Origin of the sequence: uncultured Dysosmobacter sp. (genome assembly GCF_947631635.1) — a bacterium.
Taxonomy (GTDB): Bacteria; Bacillota; Clostridia; order Oscillospirales; family Oscillospiraceae; genus Oscillibacter.
Genome location: NZ_CANRMB010000017.1, coordinates 23536 through 40675, shown reverse-complemented (window position 1 = coordinate 40675; position 17140 = coordinate 23536). Strand labels below are relative to the sequence as shown.

17 protein-coding genes are annotated in these 17140 nt (G+C 60.4%); 7 read left to right on the top strand and 10 right to left on the bottom strand.

All coding sequences use genetic code 11. The features are described 5' to 3' along the window. Positions 1-853: 853 nt before the first annotated feature. Positions 854-1090, bottom strand: a complete 237-nt coding sequence (locus Q0Z71_RS09950; RefSeq protein WP_298021733.1) for a helix-turn-helix transcriptional regulator — start codon at positions 1088-1090, stop codon at positions 854-856. 273 nt (positions 1091-1363) lie between these two features. On the opposite strand from Q0Z71_RS09950, the gene Q0Z71_RS09945 reads away from it, so the two are divergent. Beyond that, positions 1364-1948 (top strand): hypothetical protein, encoded by a 585-nt coding sequence (locus tag Q0Z71_RS09945; protein ID WP_298021730.1) that lies wholly within the window; start codon positions 1364-1366, stop codon positions 1946-1948. A gap of 16 nt (positions 1949-1964) precedes the next feature. On the opposite strand, the gene Q0Z71_RS09940 is transcribed toward Q0Z71_RS09945, so the two are convergent. From Q0Z71_RS09940 to ylxM, 4 genes are all read right to left on the bottom strand, one after another. After that, complete coding sequence (locus Q0Z71_RS09940) at positions 1965-2195, bottom strand: KH domain-containing protein (RefSeq protein ID WP_298021727.1); 231 nt, start codon at positions 2193-2195, stop codon at positions 1965-1967. Positions 2196-2210: 15 nt separating this feature from the next. Then, positions 2211-2453 carry a 30S ribosomal protein S16 gene (rpsP, locus tag Q0Z71_RS09935; protein ID WP_298021820.1) on the bottom strand — a complete coding sequence of 81 codons (243 nt, stop codon included), beginning with the start codon at positions 2451-2453 and terminating at the stop codon, positions 2211-2213. Between the two features lie 79 nt (positions 2454-2532). Further along, entirely contained in the window at positions 2533-3894 is a 1362-nt protein-coding gene (gene ffh, locus Q0Z71_RS09930) for a signal recognition particle protein (RefSeq protein ID WP_298021724.1), read from the bottom strand. A gap of 3 nt (positions 3895-3897) precedes the next feature. Then, positions 3898-4263 (bottom strand): YlxM family DNA-binding protein, encoded by a 366-nt coding sequence (gene ylxM, locus Q0Z71_RS09925; protein WP_298021721.1) that lies wholly within the window; start codon positions 4261-4263, stop codon positions 3898-3900. A 271-nt stretch (positions 4264-4534) separates the two neighbouring features. Between ylxM and Q0Z71_RS09920 the strand changes: the two genes are divergently transcribed. From Q0Z71_RS09920 to folD, 6 genes are all read left to right on the top strand, one after another. Then, positions 4535-5401: a DUF819 domain-containing protein gene (locus Q0Z71_RS09920; RefSeq protein WP_298021718.1), complete on the top strand. Its 867-nt coding sequence runs from the start codon at positions 4535-4537 to the stop codon at positions 5399-5401. A 63-nt stretch (positions 5402-5464) separates the two neighbouring features. Beyond that, a complete protein-coding gene (locus Q0Z71_RS09915) occupies positions 5465-6427 on the top strand; it encodes a dipeptidase (protein ID WP_298021715.1) in 963 nt (320 codons plus the stop codon). A gap of 121 nt (positions 6428-6548) precedes the next feature. Beyond that, positions 6549-7811 carry an EF-P 5-aminopentanol modification-associated protein YfmF gene (locus Q0Z71_RS09910; RefSeq protein ID WP_298021817.1) on the top strand — a complete coding sequence of 421 codons (1263 nt, stop codon included), beginning with the start codon at positions 6549-6551 and terminating at the stop codon, positions 7809-7811. Beyond that, a complete protein-coding gene (locus Q0Z71_RS09905; protein WP_298021712.1) occupies positions 7808-9079 on the top strand; it encodes an EF-P 5-aminopentanol modification-associated protein YfmH in 1272 nt (423 codons plus the stop codon). Before Q0Z71_RS09910 ends, Q0Z71_RS09905 begins: the two co-directional genes overlap by 4 nt. 37 nt (positions 9080-9116) lie before the next feature. Beyond that, entirely contained in the window at positions 9117-10115 is a 999-nt protein-coding gene (lgt, locus tag Q0Z71_RS09900; RefSeq protein WP_298021710.1) for a prolipoprotein diacylglyceryl transferase, read from the top strand. Further along, positions 10099-10938 carry a bifunctional methylenetetrahydrofolate dehydrogenase/methenyltetrahydrofolate cyclohydrolase FolD gene (folD, locus tag Q0Z71_RS09895; RefSeq protein ID WP_298021708.1) on the top strand — a complete coding sequence of 280 codons (840 nt, stop codon included), beginning with the start codon at positions 10099-10101 and terminating at the stop codon, positions 10936-10938. The genes lgt and folD overlap by 17 nt, the downstream gene beginning before the upstream one ends. A gap of 206 nt (positions 10939-11144) precedes the next feature. Here the strand turns inward: folD and Q0Z71_RS09890 are convergent, their stop codons facing one another. The 5 genes from Q0Z71_RS09890 to Q0Z71_RS09870 form a co-directional block, all read right to left on the bottom strand. Then, positions 11145-11816 (bottom strand): phosphatase PAP2 family protein, encoded by a 672-nt coding sequence (locus tag Q0Z71_RS09890; protein WP_298021706.1) that lies wholly within the window; start codon positions 11814-11816, stop codon positions 11145-11147. A gap of 236 nt (positions 11817-12052) precedes the next feature. After that, positions 12053-13036: an ABC transporter permease gene (locus Q0Z71_RS09885; RefSeq protein WP_298021703.1), complete on the bottom strand. Its 984-nt coding sequence runs from the start codon at positions 13034-13036 to the stop codon at positions 12053-12055. Between the two features lie 2 nt (positions 13037-13038). Beyond that, complete coding sequence (locus Q0Z71_RS09880) at positions 13039-14121, bottom strand: ABC transporter permease (protein WP_298021701.1); 1083 nt, start codon at positions 14119-14121, stop codon at positions 13039-13041. Next, positions 14114-15670: an ABC transporter ATP-binding protein gene (locus Q0Z71_RS09875; RefSeq protein WP_363316703.1), complete on the bottom strand. Its 1557-nt coding sequence runs from the start codon at positions 15668-15670 to the stop codon at positions 14114-14116. Before Q0Z71_RS09875 ends, Q0Z71_RS09880 begins: the two co-directional genes overlap by 8 nt. Positions 15671-15786: 116 nt before the next feature. Continuing rightward, a complete protein-coding gene (locus Q0Z71_RS09870; RefSeq protein WP_298021696.1) occupies positions 15787-17040 on the bottom strand; it encodes a BMP family ABC transporter substrate-binding protein in 1254 nt (417 codons plus the stop codon). Positions 17041-17140 lie beyond the last annotated feature (100 nt).

Genomic DNA, 17140 nt, shown 5'->3' with positions numbered 1-17140 from the left:
GAAGGCTGAAAGGACCAGCGGCTCCTGTCGCTGCCGCTCTTTGGTTCCTTGCGGAAGCGTCTGCGTGTGGGCCTTATACGGGACCAGACATTGCTGAAAGCCTTTTGATGTCCACCACAAATTTGTACCCATACCACCGACCTGCGGCGGCGCAGTTCTAAACTCGTACCCAGTCCAGCGCACCCGCCAGAGGCCAATTCAACCGCCCGGGTAATGTGCAGCGAAGCGGAACACACGGGGCCAGTGGTAAGAGCCTTTCGACGACCGCCCCAAATCTGCACCCACGCCCCCAAATGCGGGCACGTACTCCTACCTTCGTACCAAGTCCGGCGCACCCGCCGACGGCCAATGTAATCGCCCAGGTAGTGTGTAGCGAAGCGGAACACACGGGGCTTGTTGCTGAAAGCCTTTCGTCGACCACCCCGAATTTGCACCCAAGCCCCCAACCTGCGGCGGAGCAGTTCTAAACTTGTACCCAGTCCGGCGCATCCGGCAGAAGATTTCCGGACCTGGTGGCACATCTAACCACCAACTCCCGTCCGTCCACAGTTGGCCCGATGGGCCAACTGTGGACACCAAAAAGCGTTTTTCTTTTGGACCGTGCACGGCCCGTTTTCTTTGGCGCAACCAAAGAAAATGGGGGGTGCATTCCCGTGCCGCAAAGCGGCACATCCCCGTCCCCGCCCCGTGGGCGGGAAACCCGCCATTTTGCCCCAGACAAAAAAGTCCCGGCCCAATAGCCGGGAACTTGATTACATATTTAGAGAAGATCTGCAAGGCTCTGCTATTGTTTTGAAGAAAGCGCGAATCAGATATAGAACGGAACGAACCCCGCACTATTAATAGTACGGGGTTAAGAATCATCTGCATGATCCGGCGGGATAAATTCCAAAAGTTCACCAATTTGACAGTTAAGGACAGTACACAGCCTTGCCAAAACATCGATATCCAAACGAGAAATGTCATTGTTGCAATAATTATTGAGCTGTGTCAGCTGCATTTCCGCACGTTGGCACAGCTTCGTTTTACTAATCCCATTCTTTTGAATAAGCTCCCATGCGTGAATTTTGATTGTACCGTATTTCGCCAAGATCTCACCGCCCTATCTCATCACTTGTATTGACAAACTTAGTATATACCTGTTAAAGTGTCTTTATAAGATGCCAGAAATTACATGTATTTAATTGCATGTATAAATAGAAAGGAAAGGGCAATGAACTTTAATGAACAGGTAGATGCAATTGAGGAAATGATTTACAGTGACGAACGTGTAAAAAGACTTTTACACGGATATCTGTTGGACAAAGACAAATTTGTCCCAGACCCCTGGGAAGAGCTCTACACAGAAGGACGACCCGCCCTGTTGAAGCTGCTGACAGATTCCCAGCGGAGAAAACTGTCAGACATTGAGGGCGCCTATCGGCACAATCTGCACCATGCTTTTCGCTTCGCCTTTCCCAGGGGCCTCTGCGCTATCTTCCAGCAGTATTACAGCGACGGCACCGGCGAGACCGCCTTTCACGACTGGGTAGAGGAACAGCTGCTGACAGAACCGCTGGCAAGATTCAACCGCGGTCTCCTGAACCGCCAGAATCAATGCGCGGACTTTCTCTCCAAATTGGAGGAAGAGGCCGACGAGACAGCGAAAGAATATATCCGTAACATCAAAAGTGTGTGGGACGACCGGGTTTATGGTATGCTGCAGTACGGCTTCTATTTAGGCTATCGCTGCGGTCTGGCGGCCATCGCGGAGGAGCGGATGCCGCAGAAGCTGGAGGAGCTGGAGAAAAAGATCCTGCTGACAGAATTTGAGCTGAAGATCATAGACACGCGCTATACGCAGGAAGCCCTGGAGGAGAACGGACGGGCATTGACCGCATATCTGTTAAGCGAACGTGACGCAAAGAAACGTTCGGACCTGAACCACGAAAAAGAGGACCGGCCATAGCCGGTCCTCTCTCTATTCAGTCTACAATATCAACGGAAACCTTGACTCCAGTACGCTGCGCATAGGAGCGGACGACGGTCCGGATCTCCTTTGCGATACGGCCCTGACGGCCAATGACCTTGCCCATGTCGTCGGGGGCGACGCGCAGCTCCAACGTCAGCTCCTGATCGCCCGGGATCTCCGTGACGGAGACGGCGTCAGGGTCATCCACCAGGTTTCTGGCGATGTAGAGCAGCAAGTCCTTCATCTGAACTCCTCCGGATCAGAGGACTTCCACTTTTTTCAGCAGAGCTCTGACGGTGTCGGTGGGCTGGGCACCGGACTTGATCCAAGCCTGGGCGCGGTCCGTGTCGATCTTGATCTCGGCGGGGGAGACGCAGGGGTTGTAGGTGCCCAGCTCCTCAATGAAGCGGCCGTCGCGGGGGAAACGGGAATCGGCGACAACAACGCGATAGAAGGGAGCCTTCTTGGCGCCCATGCGGCGCAGTCTGATCTTAACCATGATTTTGTACCTCCAAAAATGTGATAAAAATAATTCTATCTATAAATGCTGTGCACTTATATCCTTGTAAAAGAGACCTTGCTTATTTGAAACGCTTCTTGCGGCCAAAGCCGTGCATCCTGCCGCCCATGCCCCGCATGCCGGGCATTCGGCCCTTGGAGAACTGCTTGGTCAGCTGCTGCATCATCTCGAACTGTTTCAGCAGACGGTTCACATCCACCACCTGCAGACCGCAGCCCGCGGCGATGCGCTTTTTCCGGCTGGCGTTCAGGATCTGGGGATTTTCCCGCTCCAGAGGCGTCATAGAGAGAATGATGGCCTCGGTATGGGCCATGACCTTTTCGTCGATGGAGGCGCCCTGGAGCTGCTTGCCCAGGTTGCCCGGCATCATCCCAGCCAGCTGGCTCAAGTCGCCCATGCCCCGCAGCTGCTGGAGCTGGTCGTAATAGTCCTGCAGGGTGAAGCGGTTTTTCTTGAGTTTTTCCTCCAGCTTGGCGGCCTGCTTTTCATCGTAATTGGCCTGAGCCTTTTCAATGAAGGAGAGCATATCGCCCATTCCCAGAATGCGGGAAGCCATGCGGTCCGGATGGAACGGCTCGATCATATCCAGCTTTTCGCCGGTACCCACGAATTTGATGGGCTTGCCAGTGGCGGCCCGGATGGAAAGGGCAGCGCCGCCGCGGGCGTCGCCGTCCAGCTTGGTGAGGATGACGCCATCGATGCCCAGGGCCTCGTCAAAGGCGGAGGCGGCATTCACGGCGTCCTGGCCGGTCATGGCGTCCACCACCAGCAGGATCTCATTGGGATGGACCGCGGCCTTCATCCGCTTCAGCTCGTCCATCAGCGTCTCGTCCACATGGAGGCGGCCGGCGGTGTCCAGAAACACCATGTCGCTGCCATAGTCTCTGGCGTGGCGGATGGCGGCTTCGGCGATCTTCACGGGGTCCCCCTGGCCCTGCTCAAAAACGGGCAGCTCCATCTGGGAGCCCACGACCTTCAGCTGCTCAATAGCGGCGGGGCGGTACACGTCGCAGGCAGCCAGCAGGGGGCGCTTGGTGTACTGCCGGCGCATCAGGCCCGCCAGCTTGGCGGTGGTGGTGGTCTTGCCGGCGCCCTGAAGGCCCACCATCATGATCACCGTGGGTCCGTTGTTGGCCATGGACAGCTTGGCGTTGGCGCCGCCCATCAGATTCGTCAGCTCCTCGTTGACGATCTTGATGACCTGCTGGGCGGGGGTCAGGCTGTCCAAAACGTCGCTGCCGATGGACCGCTCCGTGACAGTGGCCACAAAGTCTTTGACCACCTTGTAGTTGACGTCGGCCTCCAACAGAGCCAGGCGGACCTCCCGCATGGCCTCCCGGACGTCGTTCTCCGTCAGGCGGCCTTTGCCTCGCAGGCGTTTGAACGTCGCATTCAGTTTTTCAGAGAGTCCTTCAAATGCCATAATTCAGTCCTTCAAAGCGCTGGTTTCCGCGGTGATGAGGTCAGCCAGCTCCGTGAGCCGTGCGTCCTCGTACTGGCGGTAGTTGATGGTTTTGAGTTCGGCGGCGGCAGAGGCGATGGCGTTCAAATGGGGGCGCTGGGCCTCAAAGCGCTTGATGATGCCCGTCTTGTCCTCAATCTCCTGCATGGCGGCCTCAGCCCGGACGATAACGTCCCGGACGCCCTGCCGAGAGATGCCTGCGTTTTCCGCGATCTCGCCCAGGGAGAGGTCTTCATTGTAATAGAGGTCGAAGAATTCCTTTTGCCGGTCCGTTAGGAGTTCTCCGTAAAAATCGAAGAGCATGGTCATGCGGTATGTCTGATTTTTCAAGGGATCGCTCCTTTCTGTAAAGCCCTATACCTTTACAACATGAAATAGTTTACAGGAATTTGCCGGAAAAGTCAAGAGAAAAAACGGATGAAATAGGCGGAAAGCCAAAAAAATTTCAGCGCCGGAAAAAAAGCGCGGAATATGCGGAGATCCTGCCATTTTGTGCCGGATGCGGGAGATCGGTCTTGCGTAGAGTGGGGGCAGGCGCTATACTGAAAAAGATATGTGGCCTGCCCTGTATGCGGCGGACCGGAGAAGGAGAGAAGAGCTTATGTTTGCGGATTTCTTTATGGAAAAGCTGGGCCGGGCAAGCCTCATCGCCGCGGAGGACACCTGGGCGCTGCTGGCCCTGCTGGTGTGCTCCGTGGCCCTGGCTATCTGGCTGGAGCAGAGGTACATATGGGCGTCCAAGATCTCCGGCGCCATCATCGCGCTGATGATCGCCCTGCTGCTGTTCGCGGGGATGAAATTCTTCCGGAAGCATTTCACCCATCCCCATATCGACGCCGTGGCGGAGAGCGGAGACCTGGCCGGGGCCCAGACCCAGGCGGCGGCCTATTGGAGCCGGAAGGACATCTCCCTGAAGGATATTGCCCTGAACATCGCCTATTCCGTGCTGGTGGTGTTCGCGGCCAAGCTGATCGCCGCGTTCATCGGCGGGATGATCCCGGATACCGGCGTGGCGCTGCATATGCTGCATACCTTCTTTGGAAGCGAATATGTATGGATCACCACCGTTGCCATGGCCTGCGCCACCTGGGGAGAGAAACAGGTGGCAAAGCTCAGCGGCTCCCAGGAGATCGGCACGTATCTGATCTACCTGTTCCTGTTTGTCATCGGCGTGCCGGCCTCCATTCCGAAGATCCTCGGGGAGACGCCGCTGCTGCTGGCGTTCACCGGCATCATGGTGGCGGTGAACATGCTGTTCTGCTTTGTGGGCGGCAAGCTGCTGCATTTTGACCTGGAGGACATCATTCTCGCCTCCAATGCCAACATCGGCGGCCCCACCACCGCCGCGGGCATGGCCATCTCCCAGGGGTGGAGCGCCCTGGTGGGGCCGGTCATGCTGGTGGGCACCTTCGGCTATGTCATCGGCACCTATCTCGGCATCCTGGTGGGCGGCGCGCTGGGGGCATGAACCTTTTGAAACGACCGCGGAGTCCCTTGAGCGGACGCATCATAAAATGAAGGAGCGCTTTTCATGGTATTTGACGGCCATTCGGACCTTTTGTATGACGTGACCCGCCGGCGTCTGGCGGGGGAGGATCATGTGCTGGAGCGGTGTCATCTGGACCGCCTGCGCCGCGGCGGCGTGGAGGGCCTGGTGCTGGCGCTGTGGACCAGCGCGGCGGCCGGACAGACCTTTTGGAGAGATGTGCCGGAGGCGGAGACCGACGCGGACCGGACCCGGATCATGATGGCCTGCGCCCGGGCGGAGCTGGCGGAGTGCCCGTGGCTGTCCGTTGTCCGGACTGCCGGGGAGGCGGAGCAGGCCCGGGCGGCGGGAGCGCTGTACGCCTTCCTGGCCATCGAGGGCATGGCGGCCATCGGGGGAGACCTGGGCGGCATTGACCGCTATCACGCCTTCGGCGCCCGGATCGGGATGCTGACCTGGAACGAGGAGAACTGCCTTGCCACAGGCGCCGGAGGGGATCCCGCTTCCGGCTTGACGGAATTGGGACGGCAGGCCGTCCGGCGGATGCAGGACCTGGGGATGCTGGTGGATGTGTCCCACCTGAACGACGGCGGCTTTTGGGATGTGATGCGGGAGACCCACGGCCCGGTGATCGCCTCCCACTCCAACTGCCGCGCCCTGTGCAGCGTCCGCCGGAACCTGACGGACGACCAGCTCCGGGCCATCCGGGACACCGGCGGCGTGGTGGGGCTGAATGTACACCACGCCTTTGTCCACGCAGACCCCGCGGAACAGACGGCGGAGATGCTGGCCCGCCACGCCGCCCACATGGCGGAGGTCATGGGGATCGAGCATGTGGCCTGCGGATTCGACTTCTGCGAATTCATGGGTCCCGGCAACGAGGGCGCCCAGGGCCTGGAGAACTGCGCCCAGATCCAAAACCTGTTTTATTGGCTGGAACAGCTGGGCATGTCCGCCCGGGAGCGGGAGCTGATCGCCCGGGAGAACCTCCTGCGGGTGCTGGCATAAAGCTGGCGTGACGGCCTTTCCCGCAAAAAGAACGGCAAATTTGCATGATTGAATTATGGAGGGAGATATACTATAATGTTTCCATATTGCATGGAACAGAAGAGGAGTTGAGACCTTGGAAGTGACAAGAACAAAGCTCGCCGATGGAGTATATCTGACGTATCTGCCTGCGCGGAAGTTTAAGACCAGCCTGCTGTCCGCCCAGTTTGTGACACCCATCCGTCAGGAGACCGCCGCGGCCTATGCCCTGCTGCCCGCTGTGCTGCGGCGGGGCACCGTGACGTATCCGGATATGGGGAGCCTCTCCGCACGGCTGGACAAGCTGTATGGCGCCCGGATCGACTACACGGTCCGGAAGAAGGGGGAGAACCAGTGCGTGGGCTTCGTCGCCAGCCTGATCGACGACAGCTTTGCCCCCGGCGGAGAAAAGCTTTTGGAGCCGGTGGCGGACCTTCTGGGCGAGCTGGTCTGCGACCCGGCCACGGAGCGGGGCCGCTTTGTGCCCGCCTATTTTGAGAGCGAAAAGACAAACCTGATCGACGCCATCCGCAGTCTCATCAATGACAAGCGGGACTATGCCGACAGCCGTCTCCTGCGGGAGATGTGCGCGGACGAGCCCTACGGCATCCCCCGGCTGGGGGATGAGAAGAGCGCGGAGAAGCTGCAATTGCAGAAGCTCCACGTCCAGTACGGCCAGCTGATCGCCACCTCCCAGCTAGAGCTGTTTTACAGCGGCAGCGCCGGCCGGGAGCGGGTGGAACGGGCCCTGCTGTCCGCGTTCTCCACCCTGCCCCGGGACAATATCCGGGATGTGGCCGCGGCACGGACCCACCCTGCCCGCGAGGCGGTCCATACAGTCACAGAAGCCCTGGATGTGACCCAGGGAAAGCTGGGCATGGGCTTCTCCTGCGGCAGCTCCGACACCGCCGCCCTGCTGATGGGCAACACCCTCTTTGGCGGCAGCAGCAATTCCAAGCTGTTTTTGAACGTGCGGGAAAAGCTGTCCCTCTGCTACTACGCCTCCTCCCTCTATCACCGGCAGAAGGGGATGATCACCGTCTCCTCCGGCATCGAGTTTGAGAATTATCAGAAAGCCTATGACGAGATCCTGGCCCAGCTGACGGCGGTCCAGAACGGCGACTTGGAGGACTGGGAGCTGGAGGGCGCCCGCAGTACCCTGCTGAACGCCTACGCCTCCATGGGGGACTCCCAGGGCAAGCTGGAGAACTTCTACCTGGGCCAGGCGGCCACAGGACAGTCCGAGACGCCGGAGGACCTGGCGGCACAGGTGCGCGGCGTGACGCCGCAGCGCATTTTTGAGGCCATGAAGACGGTGCGGCTGGACACGGTGTACTTCCTGCGGGGAAAGGAGGCGGCGGAATGAAACAGAGCTTCTACGAGCGCATCGGCGAGTCCGTCTACCGGGAGGTGCTGCCCAACGGACTGCAGATCTGCGTGGTCCCCAAGCCGGGATATGCCAAGAGCTATGCCTTTTTCGCCACCCGCTACGGCGGTATGGACACCCGCTTCTGCCTGAACGGCAGGTGGCTGGACACTCCCGCCGGCATCGCCCACTATCTGGAGCACAAGATGTTCGACACCAAGGAGGGCAACGCCCTTCAAGAGCTGGCGAAAAACGGCGCGGAGCCCAACGCCTTCACCTCCAATGCCATGACGGGCTACTATTTCGATTCCACGGAGCATTTTGAAGAGAATTTGAAGATCCTGCTGTCCTTTGTGTCCATCCCCTATTTCACCGGCGAGAGCGTCGCCAAGGAGCAGGGCATCATCGGGCAGGAGATCCGCATGATCGAGGACAACCCCGATTGGCAGATCTACACCCGCATGATGAAGGCGCTGTATCAGACCAGCACCGCCCGCACCTCCATCGCGGGCACGGTGGAGAGCATCTCCCACATCACGGCGGAGACGCTCTACGACTGCCACAAGGCGTTCTATACGCCTTCCAATATGATCCTGACCGTGGTGGGCAATGTGGACCCCGTCCATGTGGTGGACCTGGCGAGACGTGTCCTGCCCCGGGAGGGCGGTCCGGTGATCCCCCGGGACTACGGCACGGAGCCGGAGGCGGTGGCGGAGAAGGAGACCAGCCTTGCTATGGAGGTCTCCTGCCCCCAGTTCCTCACTGGCTTCAAATGCCGCCCTGTGAAGGACGGCGAGGGCTATCTGCGCGCCGCTGTCCTGGGCGACATGGCCTGCGATATCCTGCTGGGGGATTCCAGCCCCCTGTACCTGCGTCTCTATGACCAGGGGCTTATCAACACCAGCTTCGGCGGCGCCTTTGAGATGATGCCCGGCGTGGCCTACCTCTACGCCGGCGGCGACAGCAAGGACGCGCACAGGGTGACGGCGGAGATCCAAAAGGAGATCCGCCGCTTGACGGCGGAGGGCATCGGCGAGGACTTTTACCAGCGGGTCCGCAGGGCGGCCTTCGGCTCCAACCTGCGGGGGCTGAACTCCTTTGAGAACATCGCCGTCTCCCTGACGGAGGGGTATTTCCATGGATATGACCCCTTCCGCTTCCCCCAGGTGTTCGATTCTATCTCCAAAGAGGACGTTTTGGGGTTCCTGCGGGACAACCTGACGGAGGACCGGATGGTCCTGTCCGAGATCGTGCCCCGGGAGACGTAAACCATCCCGTGTTTAGAAAGAAAGGAAGAATCCTGTTTTGACAGCTTTGAAGGATATGCCGATCAGCTTTCCAGGCCTGTTCGGCGGCTGGGAGTTCAATCCCGACCCCATTGCAATCCACATCGGCCACGGCGTGTACTGGTACGGCATCATTTTGGCTGCGGCCATGCTGGCGGGGCTGCTGCTCTGCATGAAGCAGGCCAAGCGCTTTGGCCTGACAGAGGACAACGTGCTGGACATGGTGCTCTGGGCGGTGCCCTGCTGCATTCTGGGGTCCCGCATCTACTATGTGATCTTTTATCTGGACCTGTACCGGAACGCCGACGGCAGTCTGGACTGGGGACGCATGATCGCCATCTGGGACGGCGGCCTGGCCATTTACGGCACAGTCATCGCGGGTGTGATCGTGGCCCTGCTCTATACCCGGCACAAGAAATTGAAATTTGCCGCCATGACGGACCTGGCCGTCATGGGCCTGCTGCTGGGGCAGACCATTGGACGCTGGGCCAATTTCATCAACCGGGAGGCCTTTGGCGGCCTGACGGACCTGCCCTGGCGGATGCGGCTGTGGACCAGCGCCTCCGCGTATATCGAGGTGCACCCCACCTTTTTGTATGAGAGCCTTTGGAATCTGGTGGGCCTGCTGCTGATCCTGTTTGTGGTGTCCAGGGGCCGCCGGTTCGACGGCGAGAACACCTGGTTCTATTTCCTGTGGTACGGCCTGGGCCGCGCCTGGATCGAGGGCCTGCGGACCGACAGCCTGTATCTGTTCGACTGGACCATCCTGGGAGAGCCCATCCGGGTGTCCCAGGCCCTGAGCATGGTGATGGCGGCGGTGGCCGCCTGGATGCTGTTTTACAACATCCGCATCAAAAAGCGCTCGTCGGAGGATCTGCTGGTGAACTGCCTGGCCCGGGAAAAGGCGGAGCGGGAGGCGGCGGAAGCCGCGGAGATAGCAGAGACTGTGGAAGCGGAGAAAGCGGAACAGGCGCCCCTGGCGGCGCGGGAGGGAGACACGGATGGCGACGCACATTGACGGAAAGGCGCTGGCCGCCAAGGTCAAAGACCAGGTGCGGGCGGAGGCGGCCAAGCTGTCCCGCAGGCCCGGCCTGGCGGTGGTTCTGGTGGGAGACGACCCGGCCTCCCAGGTCTATGTCCGGGGCAAGGAAAAGGACTGCGCCGAATGCGGCATTGAGAGCTTTGAGCACCGGCTGCCCGCGGAGACGACCCAGGAGGACCTGTTGGCGCTGGTCCGGGAATTGAACGCGGACAGCGCGGTGGACGGCATCCTGGTGCAGCTGCCGCTGCCCGCGCATCTGGACGAGGAGCAGATCATCGACGCCATCGTTCCGGACAAGGATGTGGACTGCTTCCACCCCTTCAATGTGGGGCGGATGGTCATCGGCGAGCCGGTGTTCCTGCCCTGCACGCCCGCCGGCGTCATGGAGATGCTGCGGGAGTATGACATCCCCGTCCGGGGAAAGCGGTGCGTGGTGCTGGGGCGGAGCAACATCGTGGGCAAGCCCATGGCGATGCTGCTGACCCAGAGCGACGGCACCGTGACCCTCTGCCACTCCCGGACAGAGAGGCTGGCGGAGATCACCCGGGAGGCGGACATCCTGGTGTCCGCCGTGGGCCGGACCAGGTTCGTTACGGCGGACATGGTGAAGGACGGCGCCGTGGTCATCGATGTGGCCATGAACCGGGATGAGAACGGCAGGCTGTGCGGAGATGTGGACTTTGGCCCTGTGGAGCAGAAGGCGTCCTGTATCACACCGGTCCCCGGCGGCGTGGGTCCCATGACCCGGGCCCTGCTGATGCGGAATATCCTGACCGCCGCCCAAAACCACCAGGGCTGACAGATATCATATCGTCCATTCACTTGAAAAAACGCATGGGATTTTTCAAGCGGGCGATGCCCGCTGTGCGTAAAGCGCACAGTGATGGACTATGAAATGCAAATCAAGGCCGCGGACCGCGGCCTGTCACAGCGCACATGCGCTGTGACACTTGAAAAGTGAATTGATTATAAAAACGCCGCAAGCCATGGCTTGCGGCGTTTTTGTTATTCCGGATTTTCCAGGGGTTGGGAGCGGCGGCGGAGTCGGAACGCGGTTAGGGGTACGCGGCGGTAGATGGGGAGAGCCACCAGGGCGGAGAGAACGGCGCCGCCGGCGACATCCAGGACTGCGTGCTGCTTGATGAACAGGGTGGAGAGGCAGATCAGGACCGCCAGGACCGTCGTGCCCCAGCGGAGGACCGGCTTTCTGCGGAAACCGTCCCACACCGCCAGGGCGGCGCCGATGGAGCCGACCACGTGGACAGAGGGAAAAACGTTGGTGTTGGTGTCGATGCTGTACAGTCCGGCCACCCAGCGGGTGAAGAGATTGTCCCGGGGCATGACCAGCGGGCGCAGGTCCTGGCCGTTGGGGATCAGAAGCCAAATCAGCTCACTGAGGAAAAACGACACGGCCAGAAAGCACATGTAGCGGCGGAACGCATTGCCATCCCGCAGCAGCAGGTACAGGCCTACCACCACCAGCAGAGGATACCACAAGCAGTAGGGGACCACAAAAAGCTCCTGGAAGGGAATCAGGCGGTCCAGGGGCAGCTGGGTGGCCCAGTAGCCGTGAGAGCCGTCGACGAGCTGTTCCAGCAGCAGGAAGCTGGCCAGATAGACCGGGAGCCAGAGGGCATATTTTAAATCACGCCAGGGGACGGACAGGGAAGGGCGCAAGATGAGCACCTCCGATCATGAGGTTGATTACCGTTAAGATATCATAAAAATTTTGAGGAATCTATAGATGATCTGCAAACAATCTGTGAATTGGGATAGAAAAATTTTGCCCGTTTTGGAAATAAAATATTCCCAGAGGGCCGCTGCCATACATGGGGATACCAGGCGTGAGGCCGCCAGCCTGTGGGAGATGAAAAACACCGCTGCGAAAGCAGCGGTGTTTTCGGTGGTTTGATTCAGCGATCTTCCCGGAAATAGGCGAGGCCCAGGCTTGCGGGAGGCTGTTTGTCCTTGCTGTTGCGCATACTGGTGAAGATCAGGACGATGACCGTCACGATATAGGGGAGGATCTTGTAGATCTGGTCCGGGATAAAGGGCAGCTGGAGGCGCAGGTACAGGATCATCAGCGCGCCGAACAGGATGGAGCCGAAGATGGCGCTGACGGGCCGCCACAGGCAGAAGATGACCAGAGCCACAGCCAGCCAGCCCTCACCGGCAAGACCCTCGTGGTTCCAGACGCATCCGGCGATGGTCATGATGTAGACCATGCCGCCGATGGCGGAGATGCCGCCGCCCAGGATCGTGGCCAGATACTTATAGCGGGTGACGTTGATGCCGGCGGAATCGGCGGTGGAGGGAGATTCGCCCACAGCGCGCAGATAGAGGCCGGAACGGCTCCTGCGGAGATAGAGGCCCATCAGCACCGCGATCATGATGCCGAGGTAGACAAAGATGTTGTACTGGAACAGCAGCGGGCCCAGGACTGGAATGTTCTGCAGGGCCGCGGGCAGGGGAGAGGTCATAAAGGCGGACTTCAGATGGTTGCTGATGGCCACGTAGCCGCCGGAGGTGGTGCGCATGTATTCGCCGATGAACTGGCCTGCGCCGGTGCCGAAGATGGCCAGGGCCAGGCCGGTGACGTTCTGATTGGCCCGGAGGGTGATGGTGATGAAGCTGTAAATGAGAGCGCCGAAGGCGCCGCCCAGAAACGCGCACAGAATGGCGATGAGGACCGCCAGAAAGCCGCTGGCGTTCTGCCCGGCGAACATCTCATAGTAGAACGCGCCGCCCAGGCCCAGGGCGCCGCCCATGTACATCATGCCCTCCACGCCCAGGTTCAGGTTGCCGGTCTTTTCCGTCAGCACCTCGCCAACGGTGCCGAACAGCAGAGGCGTGCCGTTGAGCACGGCGTTGTAGATCAATAACAGCAGAGCATTCATGATCAGGCCACCTCCTTGTGCTTGCCGCGGAAGATCATTCGATAGTTGATGAAGAACTCACAGCCCAGCATACAGAACAGGAAGATGCCGGTGATGATGTCGGAGATGGAGGCGGGCACGGCCATGCGGGTCTGCAAGGTATCCGCGCCTTTTTCCAGCACCGCCAGCAGGCCGGAGATGCCGATCATGGCAAAGGGGTTCAGCTGGGCCAGCCAGGCCACGGTGATGGCGGTGAAGCCCACCCCGGCGGCCACGCCGTCATACAGCGTGCCGTTGGCGCCGGAGGCCACGATGAAGCCCACGACGCCGCAGATGCCGCCGGAGAGGAACATGGTGCGCATGATGATGCGGCCCACGTTCATACCGGCGTAGCGGGCGGTATTCTCGCTCTCGCCGATGACGGCGATCTCGTAGCCGTGTTTGGTATGGCGCATGTAGATGTACATCAGGACCGTCATCACCAGCACGATGATCCAGCCGCAGTGCACGCCGAATATCTTGGGCAGCACGGCGGCGGAGTCGAACATGGGGATCATCTGGGAGCCGGGACGGCCCTCCCAGGGACCACCCTGGAGCCACTTCACGATGCCGATGATGATATAGTTCATCATCAGGGTGAACAGCGTCTCATTGGTGTTCCACCTGGCCTTGAAGAAGGCGGGGATCAGCGCCCACAGGCCGCCGGCCGCGGCGCCGGCCACACCCATGACGAGGAGAAGGAGAGGGGCGGGCAGCTTATCATACCAAAAGAGGGCGAAATAGCTGGCGGCCATGGCACCGGCCGTGATCTGCCCCTCGGCGCCGATGTTCCAGAAGCGCATTTTGAAGCAGGGGGCGATGGCAAGGGCGGTGCCCAGCAAGGGGATGGCCAGCTTCACAGTCTGGCGGATGGCCGTCTTTTTGCCCAGAGAACCGGAGAGAATGGTCCCATAGGCGGCGATGGGATTGTTCCCCATCAGCAAAAAGATCAGGGCGCCCAAAAGGATGGCCGCCAAAAAGGAACTGCCCCGGATGCACCAGACCTTCCAAGGCTCCATGGAGTCCCGCTTTGCCAGCCGGATCAGAGGGATCTTCTGTTCATGCATGAGGCACATCCTCCTTTCCGCCGCCTACCCGGGTCATGAGCAGGCCGACTTCTTCCTTGGTAACGGTGCGGGCATCCACGATGCCGCTGACCTGGCCGCCGCACAGGACCAGGATGCGGTCACACAGCTCCAGCAGGACGTCCAGGTCCTCACCCACGTAGATCACGGCGACGCCCTTCATCTTCTGCTCGGTCATCAGGTTATAGATGGTGTAGGATGTGTTGATATCCAGTCCCCGAACGGCATAGGCGCTCATGAGGACCGTGGGGGAGGAGGCGATCTCCCGGCCCACCAGGACCTTCTGCACGTTGCCGCCGGACAGCCGCCGGACGGGGAAATCCACGCTGGGGGTGACGACCTCCAGACGCTCTTTGACCTCCAGCGCCAGGGCGTTGGGGTCCTTCCGGTTAACGAAAACGCCCTTGCCCTTCCGCCAGGAGCGGAGCATCATGTTGCCGGTCATGCCCATGCCGCCCACCAGGCCCATGCCGAGGCGGTCCTCCGGAACGAAGGCCATGGCGACCCCGGCCTTTTTGATCTCCATGGGCGGCTTGCCCACCAGCTCCACCGCCTTGTCCGCGCCCACCGGCGTGTAGTGGATGGAGCCGGACGCCACGGGATAGAGCCCCGCGATAGATTCCAGCAGCTCCCGCTGGCCGGAACCGGCGATGCCGGCGATGCCCAGGATCTCACCGCCCATGGCGGTGAAGGACACGTTATCCAGCTTTTTCACACCCTCCGCGTCCAGGCAGGTGAGGCCCTGGATCTCCAGGCGGGGCGTGGGGTCCACCGGCATGGGACGGTCGATGTTCAGGGTGACACTGCGGCCCACCATCATATCCGTCAGAGCCTGGGGGTTCGTCTCGCTGGTCTTCACCGTGCCGATGTATTTGCCCTTGCGAAGGACGGCCACCTTGTCGGACAGGGCCATGACCTCATGGAGCTTGTGGGTGATAATGACGATGGCCTTGCCGTCGGCCTTCATGGCCCGCAGGATACCGAACAGACGGTCCGTCTCCTGGGGCGTGAGGACAGCGGTGGGCTCGTCGAGGATCAAAATGTCCGCGCCCCGGTAGAGGACCTTCACGATCTCCACGGTCTGCTTTTCCGAGACGGACATATCATAGACTTTTTTATTGGGGTCGATGCCGAAGCCGTACCGGTCGCTGATCTCCTGGACCTTGACGGCGATGGCCTTCCGGTCCAGCTTGCCGCCGCCGGAAAGTCCCAGCGCGATGTTTTCCGCGGCGGTGAACACATTCACCAGCTTGAAATGCTGGTGGATCATGCCGATGCCGTGGTCAAAGGCGTCCTTGGGGGAGCGGATGGAGACGGGCTTGCCGCCTACCAGGATCTCGCCCTCGTCCGGGAAATAGATGCCGGCGAGCATGTTCATGAGAGTGGTCTTGCCGCTGCCGTTCTCTCCCAGCAGGGAGAGGATCTCGCCGCGGTCCAGGGTCAGGTCAATGCTGTCATTGGCGACTACCTTGCCGAAGCGCTTGGTGATGTGACGCAGTTCAATGGCGTGAAAAGATTCCACGGTTGTCATCCTTTCTTTTTAAAGTTGCGTGGCGTCATTCCGCGGAGGTATGACAAAAAGAACGGAATGTGCCCGATAGGAAAAGGGGGGCTGCGAGGTCGCAGCCCCCTGGTTTGGGAAGGGAATCAAAAGGCGGAGTTCAGCCACTCGATACCGTCGATCTGCAGAGCGAAGTAAGGAGCGGACTGGAAGTAGGACTCGTGGAAGGCACCGTCGAACACGGCCTCCTCGGCGTCGGGCGTGAAGTCGCCGTCGGTGTCCAGTGCGAAGGCGTTGGTCAGAGGCTGACCGCCGATGGTGAAGGTGGAGGTGTCGAACACCTGGAGGGAACCGTCGGCCAGAGCGGCTTCCACCTCGGCCAGCTTTTCAGCGGTGCCCGCGGCGGCGATGTCCTCGTTCAGGTCGGTCAGGACCACAGCGCCCATGTCCATGCCATGGCACCAATCCTGGTCGAATTCCTCGCCGTTGGCGACGGCCTCGATGGCGTACTCAAAGTAGTGGGACCAGTCGATCCGGGTGCCGATCAGGGAGGCCTCGGGAGCGACGGAGATCATGTCGTTGTTATAGCCGGTGTGGAACACGCCCTTGGACTGGGCGGTGGTGGCGGGGGTGGTGTTGTCGGAGTGCTGGGAGATCATGACGCAGCCCATGTCGGCCAGAGCCGCGGCGGCGTTGCCCTCTTCCGTGGCGTTGGACCAGGAGCCGACGAACTGGACCTTCATGGTGGCGCTGGGGCAGACGCTCTTGGCGCCCAGATAGTAGGCGGTGAAGCCGGAGATGACCTCGGCGAAGGAGAAGGCGCCCACGTAGCCGATGACGGCCTGGTCGGCGGTGATCTCACCGTTGTCGATCATTTCCTGCATCTTCATGCCGGCCACCACGCCGGCCAGGTAGCGGCCCTCATAGATGTTGGCGAAAGCGTTGTGGGTGTTGTCCCGTCCGTCGTTCCAGGAGCCCTGGTTGGTGCAGGAGATGAACTGGATGTCGGGATAGTCGTCCACGACCTGGAGCATAAAGGGCTCAAAGCCGTAGGAGTTGTTGATGATGAGGTCGCAGCCCTCTTCGGCCAGCTCGATGTTGGCGTCGGCGCAGCCGCTGTCCTCGTTGATGTTGTACTTGACGTTCCACTCCACCTGGATGCCCTTCGCGGCCAGAGCCTCGGTGGCGGCCTCCTTGCCGCGGATGAAGTTGTAAGTATAGCCCTGATCGTTCTCGTCGCCGATGCAGATCAGGCCCACCTTGACGGTCTTGGCGGCGGGTTCCTCGGTATTGGCGGGGTCGTCGGTGGCGGCAGGGGCCTCATCCCCCTTGCCACCGCCGCAGGCGGCCAGGCTCAAGACCATGACCAGGGAGAGAAGCAGTGCAAGAAACTTCTTCATTTTAATTTCCTCCTTCAAAAAATATGAGCAACGGTACGCGAAAAAAATTTGCCTATTCTTATCATACAGGGTCACACCTGGAAATTCAACTTAATTTTTG

Excerpts from the sequence above, each read along its gene's own strand:
- Q0Z71_RS09940 (WP_298021727.1), bottom strand. The coding sequence starts at position 2,195 with ATGAAGGACTTGCTGCTCTACATCGCCAGAAACCTGGTGGATGACCCT.
- ffh (WP_298021724.1), bottom strand. The coding sequence starts at position 3,894 with ATGGCATTTGAAGGACTCTCTGAAAAACTGAATGCGACGTTCAAACGC.
- Q0Z71_RS09920 (WP_298021718.1), top strand. The coding sequence starts at position 4,535 with ATGTTTGCGGATTTCTTTATGGAAAAGCTGGGCCGGGCAAGCCTCATC.
- Q0Z71_RS09915 (WP_298021715.1), top strand. The coding sequence starts at position 5,465 with ATGGTATTTGACGGCCATTCGGACCTTTTGTATGACGTGACCCGCCGG.
- Q0Z71_RS09905 (WP_298021712.1), top strand. The coding sequence starts at position 7,808 with ATGAAACAGAGCTTCTACGAGCGCATCGGCGAGTCCGTCTACCGGGAG.
- folD (WP_298021708.1), top strand. The coding sequence starts at position 10,099 with ATGGCGACGCACATTGACGGAAAGGCGCTGGCCGCCAAGGTCAAAGAC.
- Q0Z71_RS09885 (WP_298021703.1), bottom strand. The coding sequence starts at position 13,036 with ATGAATGCTCTGCTGTTATTGATCTACAACGCCGTGCTCAACGGCACG.
- Q0Z71_RS09880 (WP_298021701.1), bottom strand. The coding sequence starts at position 14,121 with ATGCATGAACAGAAGATCCCTCTGATCCGGCTGGCAAAGCGGGACTCC.
- Q0Z71_RS09875 (WP_363316703.1), bottom strand. The coding sequence starts at position 15,670 with ATGACAACCGTGGAATCTTTTCACGCCATTGAACTGCGTCACATCACC.
- Q0Z71_RS09870 (WP_298021696.1), bottom strand. The coding sequence starts at position 17,040 with ATGAAGAAGTTTCTTGCACTGCTTCTCTCCCTGGTCATGGTCTTGAGC.